This is a genomic window from Arachidicoccus sp., from assembly GCF_050436765.1.
Lineage (GTDB): Bacteria > Bacteroidota > Bacteroidia > Chitinophagales > Chitinophagaceae > Arachidicoccus.
This window is the reverse complement of sequence record NZ_JBNQGD010000302.1, coordinates 28,228-38,432: the sequence shown is the minus strand read 5'-3', so window position 1 is coordinate 38,432 and position 10,205 is coordinate 28,228. Positions and strand designations below refer to the sequence as shown.

Genomic DNA, 10,205 nt, shown 5'->3' with positions numbered 1-10,205 from the left:
ATCCGGAGTGGATACACTTGAAGAAAATGTGCTCGTGCCGGTTGTCTGATTAAATTGATTAATTTGAGCAAATGCATCTGCCTTAGTAAAATTAGCTGGGAAATGATCCGCCGTAATACTCAACCCAGTTCCCCCCGAATTGGTCACCTCCTGTCCCGCTAATAGATCGAAGCTATGAATTTTATTAATACTGAAAGCATAGTTTAAGGTGTTGGTCCACTGAAGCCCCCAACCATCAGACTTTCCATATTTAAGCGCACCTGCGTACGTCGCATCGCCGGTTGCAGGATCAATATAGTTGTTATAAATAGCTCCTGACCAGTATTTCTGCTGTCCCCAAGATTCGTCCAAATTTAAAACTGTATGGTATGTCAAACCTTTGATAATATTCCAATTTAAGGTGGCTATTCCTCGTATTTTTTGGCTCAGGTTAAGTGGAAAATAATCACCTGTACGCGAAGCAGGGCTGAATTGATCCCACAACACGTTTTGCCCGTATTGTTCTACATCACCAATATTGAGCGCATTCAAATCACCTAAAATATGTTTCGTTGCAATAGGACGGAATTGATAAGCAGTAGAAAGTATAGATCCCGTACCGCTTGACGTCCCTTCATCATCCATATCTTGGTCATTTGTATAACGTATATTTAGGCCTAATGTAACGTTGTCAAATACTTTTTGGTTGATATTAAAGGACACATTTATACGTTTTGCATAAGAATTTAACTTCATCCCTTGGTCGTTTAAATAGTTAACGGAGAACAATATTTTCGTTTTATCGGTCCCTCCTGTTAGCGTTAAATCATGATTCCAAGATGTAGAATTATTCAGTAAAAGCCTTTGCGGATCGTCTGTAGACATATTTTGGTAACTTTCAATTCCTCCTGGATTGAGACGCGTACTGTCCCCCAACCCATACAATTGCTCAAAAGGAGCTTCAAAAGCAGCGCCGTTTGCAGCAGCATTGGCCCAGACATATTTCAAATAATCATAAGGCTCTAATTCTTTCAAGTACTTTTCAGGGGTATTAAATTTTACGTAACTATTGTAACTTACAACAGTTTTCCCTGCCTGTGCTCCTTTTGTAGTAACAAGCACGACGCCATTTGCGCCTCTTGATCCATAAATGGCAGTAGAGGAAGCGTCTTTGAGTACATCAATGCTTTCTACTTGATCCGCAGGAATATCACTCAACGTTCCTGGAATTCCGTCTATTAGAATCAATGGCTGATTGCTTTGCGATATAGAACCGCCGCCTCTAACAATAATAGAAACATCTGCCCCGGGGCGGCCGTCTTGTGAAACAATGTTTACACCCGGCAATTTCCCTTGCATGGCTTGCGCTACGTTTGCAACGGGCACCGCGGCAATTTCTTTGCCGGAGACCGAGGAAACAGCGCCGGTAAGATCCTTTCGCTTTACCGTTCCATAGCCAATAACGATGACTTCATTCAAATTGTTAAGGCTTTGCTTCATCGTAATATTCAGACTATGCGCATTTTGCAATAAACTCGATTGTTCAATATAGCCCAAATAATCAAAGATGAGTTCTGCATTCTTACTGTATTTCTCAGGAATTTCAATGGTAAAGTTCCCCGAGCTATTAGTGAGCGTTCCCATAGTTGTACCCTTCAGTTTTACGGATACGCCATCTAATGGATCGCCTTTTTCATTGGTCACATGACCGGTAAAAACTCCCGTCTGCGCGAATGCTACAGTTGTGAAACAAAGCAGAAAAATAAATAGGATATTCTTTTTCATTTGCGAAGTATTTTTAGAATTTTGTTGTAAGTTTTTTTAGATTTTCTTAACACCAAAGTAGAAGATTAAAAAATTAATTATCATTTGTTAGCGACAATTATTTGCGCAATCGATGTCGGTATCGATTGCAATAAATGTGTGTTTTACATTTATTGCAATCGATAGCAATAAAAAGTGAAATTTTTAACAACAAGGCAAATTGTTTAGAAAATAGTAAACAGGTAATCAACTGGGTTGGTCATCCAAATACAAGCAAGGTTATCTTGGGAGCTTCTGTGCCATCAACGACCGGTCACATTCCTAGAGTAGTGCCCGACAATATGGCAAAAATAAAGACCGGATAGCGCTTTGTCGCCTTTACTTATGCTTATTGATAAATGCTTCTAAATCAGGCAAATCGAAGTATTGGAGCACTCCGGCAATGACATAAGAATATTGATCTTTCATCGTAGGATGATGCAATAAATCGTAGAAAGATTTTACGGAGTCAATGCACTGAACTTTATTAATTCTACTATCTAAAGATGCGGCAATTAAAGCCGGCTCAGCTGCTATTCCAGAGGCGTTGACATCAATAAATAATTTCTTCAACGAAGCATTTGTTTTAGAATAATCTAATAAAGTAAAGATGTCTTCGGCTCGCTGTACGGGTAAAGCCTCTGCAGTAAACATAGCCAGCATGGCATTGCGATATTCCTTATTGAAGTACTTTGTATTGTTGAATGCCGCAGCATCAGCCGTTTCACCCATACCGCGAAGATCCGCCAGCAGCAAGGCATCTCCTTTCCTGTAATGCCTTTTGAGCAAACTGTCATTGTTAATAATTTCGTTTTTCCCTTTATCGCTCAGATAAATAATTAATCTTTGGTTCCGCACATCTTTAGGGCTGGCTAAAAAACAAGGCATTGGCGGTGCACCTGCTTTTCTTAAAAGTAGCTTTTCAATCAGATAACCATCTTTCTCAAAAGAACCATTATTTTCTACATCCACAGGCGAATGTGTATTTTGAATATTAGTGACGCTACGCAACATTGCGCGGTACTCTTTTTGCGATAACTGCTTCCATAAATCCTCACGATGTTGCTTCCAACTATCGGCCAATCTTAAATTCCTGTCTTGTATGTTTTCCTCGCCTTTATAAGTGGCATTAACCTGCCCGGTCTTTGTAACATTCAATTCTTTTTCTGACAAAGTGGGCAAATAGCCTTCCTTTACAGGCGCATTATCATTATACAGCCATCGCCGAAACCATTGCACCGCTGCTTCCTGCTTGGGTATTTGAATACCATGGCCGTCATCATAAGCGAATAATTTCACTTTATCTCCTTGATGCATTTTTGTGTAAACATCTTTTAATTCCCGGTAAACATCTTTCACTCCATTGAAATCTACAAAACCATAACGACCAGCTAATATCAGTAGGGGCTTGGGGGCAAACATGATTGCATAATCGCTTATATCCAATCCCGCTTTACTTTCACCTGGTAACCACTGGCAACCATCCTGCGGGCCTAGTAATTCCAATGTCCTTTCACGCCTTGTTGTATAACTGCAAATGGAAGCGACCTTTATGCGTGCATCGTAGGGAATAAAATACGCCGTTTGCGTTCCACCCCCCGAATTACCCAGACAACCTAGCCGGGTGGTGTCCACATTTTTTAAGGAACATAAATAATCCAGTCCGCATTCATTATCCCATAATTGATAAGCGACTACACTGGTCCCCACCAAATTTGAATTGGACGCAAGCAAAGTATGCCCGGTAGTACCACCGTGCGTCGTCGGTTGCCCTTCGGCATCGGTCAATTGATAGCGCTCTGCCTGTGAAATAGGATCTATGGATAAAACTATAAAACCATGTTTTGCAAAGAGTATAGCCGTTTGCTGATAAGTTAAAGTGGCCTTAGCCGTCGATTCATGACCGCAGAAAAATAAAACTCCGGGAAACTTTCCCTTGCCATCCGGGACATAGAGGTTCGCCGTTACGTGATGGTTGGGAAAACTTTGATAGACTACCTTTTCAATATGGTAACCGTCCTGTTGTATTGTACCGGTTATTTGCGCATTTAAAGGCGTTTTTTGAGGCAGTTTTCCTAGTAATTGAATATATCGCTCGCGGCAATTTTGTTGATATGTATTTAAAGAATTGTGGTCAAGGGCTTCAGATAAAACGCTATCCCTATGGACATATTGATCATGCAATTTTCCGGTAAGAAAATTATATAAAGTCGTATTTGCTTGCCATCCTATTTGATTGAGCCTTAGTTTTTGCTGTGCCCGGCCATAATTCGTACCGGCTAAGAGCATCAGCAATGCAAATAAAAACTTTTTCATCCGTTCAAATTTAATTAGTTAATGGTTCTATATGAAACCAATCAAAGTCCGCAAAACCAGCATCCTTGTACCAATTTGCGCTCGTGCAGAAGAGCCCCAGTTTGGCACCAATCCATTTGCCTTCTTTCGCCTGAAAACTATTGCCAACGTTGATATACTCCTTGCCGTCTACGCTATAACTAAACTGGCATTTAGCACCGGCGGCTACTTTTACACGAAAAAAAACGGTGCTGTCACCCGTAGATTGAATCACCTGTTCATTTTCTTTTGCGCCGTCAACAGCGTTTTTACAGCTAACCACAGAAATCTTAAAGGCATTATTTTCTTTTGTCAGCGACAAATAAGCGTAGTCCATCCCCATTACCCCAAAGCCGACTTTATCTTGGTCTTGCATTGCATGAAAAGTCAATTTTGTCGTAGCGATAAATTTGTCTGCAGGAAATTTTTGCATTAAAATATTGGGCACATCCCAATAATTTTTATACCCTTTTTGTAAAGGGCTCGTATATAAACGCAGTGCGCCCGTACTGGTCATATAATGCCATGTCGCTTTGGGATTGGCTTGCCATTGCCATTGCAACCCTAAAGCATGTTCATTAAATTCGTCTGAAGTCTGTGGCGTCGCTATGGGATAGGTTTTGCCGACATCGGGTTTCGTATAGCTGGTCACGGGCTCTCCAATGCCATCGCCATCTTTGTCGACACCAATAACCGGCCAATCATTTTTCCAAACCATCGGTTCTAAATAGTCGACTCTTCCGTAAGCATCCATATCTCTAAAATGAATAAACCAGGATTGTTTGCCATCAGGTGTAGTTACCCAGGCACCCTGATGCGGTCCGTTGATAGCAGTGCCGCCTTGATGCATCACCGTTTTTCTTTCGTAAGGACCATAAATATTTTTGGAACGAAGCACCATTTGATAACCACCGGAGACACCACCGGCCGGCGCAAAAATGTAATAATAGCTGTTGCGTTTATACATCTTGGGCCCTTCAATTCCGGGATCGTCTTTGTGTCCGTCATAGACGATGACACCTTCGCCTTGTAGCTTAGTCCCGGCTTCAATTAATTTGTGCAGAACCAAAATATTTCGGATTCCGGCCCGGCTTCCTGCAAAAGCATTTACCAGATATCCCTGGCCATCATTGTCCCAAAAGGGACAGGGATCTTCCAAGCCTTTACCGGATTCCACTAAAACGGGATCCGTCCAGGTATCTGTGACTTTTTTTGCTTTTACAACATAAATCCCAAAATCCGGATCTGGATAGTAAATATAAAAGGAATCATTGTGGTAACGTATAGCGGGAGCCCAAACCCCATTACCATGCTGCGTTTTTGAAAAATGTTCATACGGGGGCTGACGCAATAATGCGTGACCGACGATTGTCCAATTAACTAAATCGTTGGAATGCAGAATGGGTAATCCAGGCACTGCATCAAAACTGGAAGCGACCAAATAATAATCTTTTCCCACCCGGCAAACATCGGGGTCAGAATAATCTGCAAAAAGAATCGGATTCTTGTAATGTCCGTTTCCCAGATCAGGCACCCATACTTTTGAGATGCCGGAAGATTGTGCCTGCGCAGTTCTTTGGCAAAAGAGAAAGAAAGAAAAGCTGATAATTATCAATACTTTTTTGCTCATAAAAAATTAATTAGTTAGTTAGTTAGTTAGTTATTGGATCCCAATTATCATCACCGGATAGAATATGCGTCAATGAATATTGTTTGGCTTCTTTATTGGTAAGTTGCTTTGACCACGCAACCCTTGCGGAAGGCTGAGCACCTGCTCCCTCATTATGATATTCTGCATAAAAAACTGTTTTGTAGTTGTCTGTTTTATTCCAGTTTTGCCATCCCTGTGAAGCTATAAAGCCGCCAAGGTTACATTGCAGATATACTACATTGGCATATTTGCGCCAAGGTCTGCCCAGAAAGACTTTCGTCACATTAGGTAAAGCTTTTATCGTGCAGCCCCTAAACACAAATCCATACTTCGTATTTTTATTGGTAGAAGCCGCGGTAATGTAAGAATTAGCTTTGCAAACGATCGTACAATCTTCAAACAGGGCAGTTGCTTCCCCAAAAATAAAATCGGTGGTCCCCGTAATATAACAATCTTTGAAATACTGCCGTGCATTCTCACCGGCAGCATAAATGGTATCTTGATTACCCAATATTTTACAATTGACAAAGGAGCATCTGTCACCCTGTACATCCAACGCAACGGCCTGCCCAACGGGCCCCGCACTATTTTCTATCGTTAAATTCTGCGCGTGAAAATCGTTTGCCTGTACCAACAAAGTAGCCGTATAAAAAGTGCTATTCCCTCCTTTATTTATTCTGCCAAAATAATCGTCAAAACTTATTATTGTGCTATCCTTGTTTTGCCCGATCAGCGAAATCTTTGTATTCCAGGAAGGGATAATAACTTTTTCATGATACACACCATTTTTGATAAATATAGTAATGCGTTCGTATGGGAAGGACTTGCAGGACAGAATGGCTTTTTCAATGGAAGTAAAGTCTCCACTCCCATCTTTGGCAACGGTAATCCTGGTTGCAGGTTCTTTTGCAACAGCCGCATTACCGGCTAAAGTTAAAACACAAACCCAACTCAATATTAAAATAATTTTTCGCTTCATCTTTTAGTACAGTTTATTCAATCCTTTCCAAACAGCTGCTTCAATTTGTTGTTGACCTTTTAAGTTGGGATGTAATCCGTCGGCATAATTAGGCTTTGATACCGTGTGCAGCAAGCTAATAAAACCAAGATGATCTTTCTTTGCCAATGCCTGATATTTCTTCTCTAATGAGATTAATGACTTGCGTGTATTTTCATTATATTTCTTCGCAACATTTACCGCAGACATGGTTTTCAAATTAATATCCGATGGAGCGAGAATAACAATTTTTGCTTTTGCATCCACTCTCTCTATCTTATCCACCATCCATTGCATATTTTCAATGCAGCTGTCGACCATTACCTCATTACCATCTTTTAAGTCATTGACACCCAGAAAAATCAAGTAATAATCCGCATTGGAATATTTTTGCAGTACGGGTAGTAATTCTTTCTTATCGGCCGTTTTCCTACCACTTCTTCCTTCATTTATAAATGTCACACCGGGATAATTGGCTTGCTGAAAATACCAAACCCAACTATGTCCATCCACCTTTGCACCATGTGTAATGGAGTCTCCAAAGCATACAATTTTCCCATGTACTTTATCTTTAAAGGACATAAAAGTAAAGCCTATCATAACGGATAAAAAAATCATCAAAACATTCTTCTTACGCATTCGCTTTAAAGTTTTAATTAGAAATTAATATTATTTATTTGCCGGGATCCAGCCACTTAAAACATTTTTTATCGTATAATTTTCCGCCTGTTGCTTGGTCAACTGGTGTGACCAGGCAACTCTTCCAGACGGGTCAGCACCGGGTCCATAATCTTTATATTCCGCATAACGGGCAGTCTGATCTCTATTGGTATTGTGCCAATTAGACCAACCTGCAGGCTTTATGACTTTATCGAGATAACAATGAATAAATGCAACACATGCATAGTCGCGCCAGGGCCTGCCCAAATCTGCGCCAGTGACATCGGGAGCCCCCCATATTTTACAATCATAAAAGACATACCCATAAGGATGGTCCTGGGGAGTTGAAGCAGCTGTTATGTGTGAGTCTCTTTTACAATAAATCGTGCAATGGTCAAACCAGGCAGTTGCTGCACCAAAAATAAAATCCGTGGTCCCCTCAATATAGCAGTTTTTAAAGTACTCCCGGCTGTCTTTATTATTAGTCAACAAAACATCCTGATTGCCTAAAAACCTGCAATTATAAAAAGCCGCTTTGTCCCCATTAATATGTACGGCTACTGCCTGCCCCGCATTGTATCCCGCATCATTCTGGAAGGAAATATTTCTCGCCGTAAAATTGTCGGCATTGATCAGAAAGCTGAAAGAAGTACTCGTACCGATAGTGGCTCCGCTTGGAGAGATTTTGCCGGTGTGATCATCAAAACTGAGAACGGTCTTTGCACTATCAGCCCCTATCAAGGTTACAAAATTCTTTGTCGTGGTCAAATGCAGTTTTTCCTTGTAAATACCCTTTTTTACAAAAATGGTAACGGGCGTCTTATTATCTGCGGCAATATGGTCAAAGGCAGCCTGGACACTCGTAAAATTCCCACTACCATCTTTTGCAACGACAATTTCCTCTTTTTTTTGTCCAAAAGAAAAAAGACAAACCCCCAAACTTATCGCTAAAATAAATAGTTTTTTCATTTTGATTATCGGTTTGGTGCCATATGTTGCGCGAGTGGTAAATGTGCATTTTTTATTCCCTGCAATACAAGTTCGGCAATATGTCTTGCGCCATAAGTATTAAAATGCGTAGCATTTTTCAATACACCGTTTGGGTAATTCGGTTCTTCACCGGGCTTTAATAAATTGAATAATAGTGTAGTATTTTCTGGACCAAATCTTTGATAGAGTGCGATACTCATTTGATCCAAATCGATTAATGGCACATTCATTTTTGCAGCGACTTCTCTTACAACAGGAGAATAAGCACCATGTGTTTCCAGCGCTTTACCGGCCCCATCAAATTTCCTTCTGCTTACCGGTGTAATTAAAACGGGAATAGCACCTTTTTCTCTTGAGTCTTCAACAAATTTCTCTAAATTTTTTCTGTAATCTTCGACAGGTGTATATCTATCCGGATAATTTTTAGCCTCATCATTATGTCCGAACTGGATAAATACATAATCACCCTTTTGCAAATTATTTTTTATTGGAGCCCAGAGGCCTTCAGAGATAAATGTACGTGTACTCCTGCCACCTCTTGCTTTGTTTTGAATTAAAATAGAAGAATCAAAATAATCGGCAAAGGGCATTCCCCAACCTGTAAGAGGAAATTGCGAGGAATTGTAATGGCAAACAGTAGAGTCCCCAATAAGCCAAATCGTTGTCTTTTTATTGACACCCCACATAAAAGACATTAATAAAAACGGCACAAGAAGCAATGACCAGTTAATGTATTTTTTCACTTTATTATTTGGTATTATTTTGAGAAATATTTTTGATATAATCTGCTAATCCCAGGTGCTGATCTTTTATTTGCTGCAAAACAATTTCAGCCATTGTCCTGGCGCCCAGTTCACTAAAGTGCGTATTATCTGCATGGCCTTTGGAATAATGTGGATTTTCTCCGGGCCATAAATGATTGTATAAGAAAACTGATTTTTCCGGGCCCCATTTTACCAACAAATCCCGGCTTAATTTATCTAAATCAATCAAAGGAACCTTCGCCTGTATTGCCGCTTCTCTAACAATATTGGCATACTGATGATGTGTATCTATCAGATGGCCGCTGCTGTCAAACGCTCGTCTGGCAACGGGGGTAATGAGTATAGGAAACGCTTTTTTTGACCTGCTATCCGCAACAAATTTTAATAAATTTGCCTTGAACTGTGCAGGTGGTGTATAGCTTCTCTTCGTGGGCACTTCATCGTTGTGCCCAAATTGAATCAACACATAATCACCTGGTTGGAGTGCATTATAAATGGAAGCCCAACGGCCTTCCTGTATAAAAGTCTTCGTGCTTCGGCCGTTTTGTGCTCGATTATCCACCTGAGCATTATTATCAAAAAAATAGTGAAAAGGCATTCCCCAGCCAGTCTCTGGATACGCCTTTACACTCTTATCTGCCATGGTAGAATCGCCCACCAGGTATATTATTATTTTTCTTTTTGGAATAAAGGAAAATGATAAAAAAGCGCATAACAGCAATAATATTGCCGCCTGCTTGACATATATTTTTTTATTGTTTCTCAAAACGATTGTTTGTTTGCAATTTACTTATTAAGACAAAGTCAAAATAAAAAATATATGCAATCGATACCGGCATCGATTGCATGTTTGGCGCCTTCTAATTCAACACGTTCACTATCATTCACGAGAAATGGACAGAAGTACAATTACGCACACTTCCTTGCATTTCAACACATTCATTATGACTATTATTTCCTATCTTGCTGGTATCAATAACCTAACATTTAATTATTGTTAAGCATTAATGTCCAATAAAAAACAATA

Annotated in this window: 8 protein-coding genes; all 8 read right to left on the bottom strand. The window is 40.2% G+C overall.

Annotated elements, in window-relative coordinates:
• On the bottom strand, window positions 1-1,764 hold a 1,764-nt coding region (locus ACQR30_RS13155), incomplete at its 3' end, for a SusC/RagA family TonB-linked outer membrane protein (RefSeq protein ID WP_429735843.1).
• Window positions 1,765-2,121: 357 nt separating this feature from the next.
• Entirely contained in the window at window positions 2,122-4,098 is a 1,977-nt protein-coding gene (locus ACQR30_RS13150; RefSeq protein ID WP_429735841.1) for an acetylxylan esterase, read from the bottom strand.
• Between the two features lie 10 nt (window positions 4,099-4,108).
• Window positions 4,109-5,746, bottom strand: a complete 1,638-nt coding sequence (locus ACQR30_RS13145) for a glycoside hydrolase family 43 protein (RefSeq protein ID WP_429735839.1) — start codon at window positions 5,744-5,746, stop codon at window positions 4,109-4,111.
• Window positions 5,747-5,768: 22 nt separating this feature from the next.
• On the bottom strand, window positions 5,769-6,746 hold the full coding sequence (locus ACQR30_RS13140) for a pectinesterase family protein (protein ID WP_429735837.1): 978 nt from the start codon (window positions 6,744-6,746) through the stop codon (window positions 5,769-5,771).
• A gap of 3 nt (window positions 6,747-6,749) precedes the next feature.
• A complete protein-coding gene (locus ACQR30_RS13135; protein WP_429735835.1) occupies window positions 6,750-7,403 on the bottom strand; it encodes an SGNH/GDSL hydrolase family protein in 654 nt (217 codons plus the stop codon).
• A 30-nt stretch (window positions 7,404-7,433) separates the two neighbouring features.
• Entirely contained in the window at window positions 7,434-8,393 is a 960-nt protein-coding gene (locus tag ACQR30_RS13130) for a pectinesterase family protein (RefSeq protein WP_429735833.1), read from the bottom strand.
• 5 nt (window positions 8,394-8,398) lie between these two features.
• The gene (locus tag ACQR30_RS13125; protein WP_429735831.1) at window positions 8,399-9,157 is read right to left on the bottom strand and encodes a rhamnogalacturonan acetylesterase; all 759 of its coding nucleotides are present in this window, start codon (window positions 9,155-9,157) and stop codon (window positions 8,399-8,401) included.
• Between the two features lie 4 nt (window positions 9,158-9,161).
• Window positions 9,162-9,944, bottom strand: a complete 783-nt coding sequence (locus ACQR30_RS13120; RefSeq protein ID WP_429735829.1) for a rhamnogalacturonan acetylesterase — start codon at window positions 9,942-9,944, stop codon at window positions 9,162-9,164.
• Window positions 9,945-10,205: the final 261 nt, after the last annotated feature.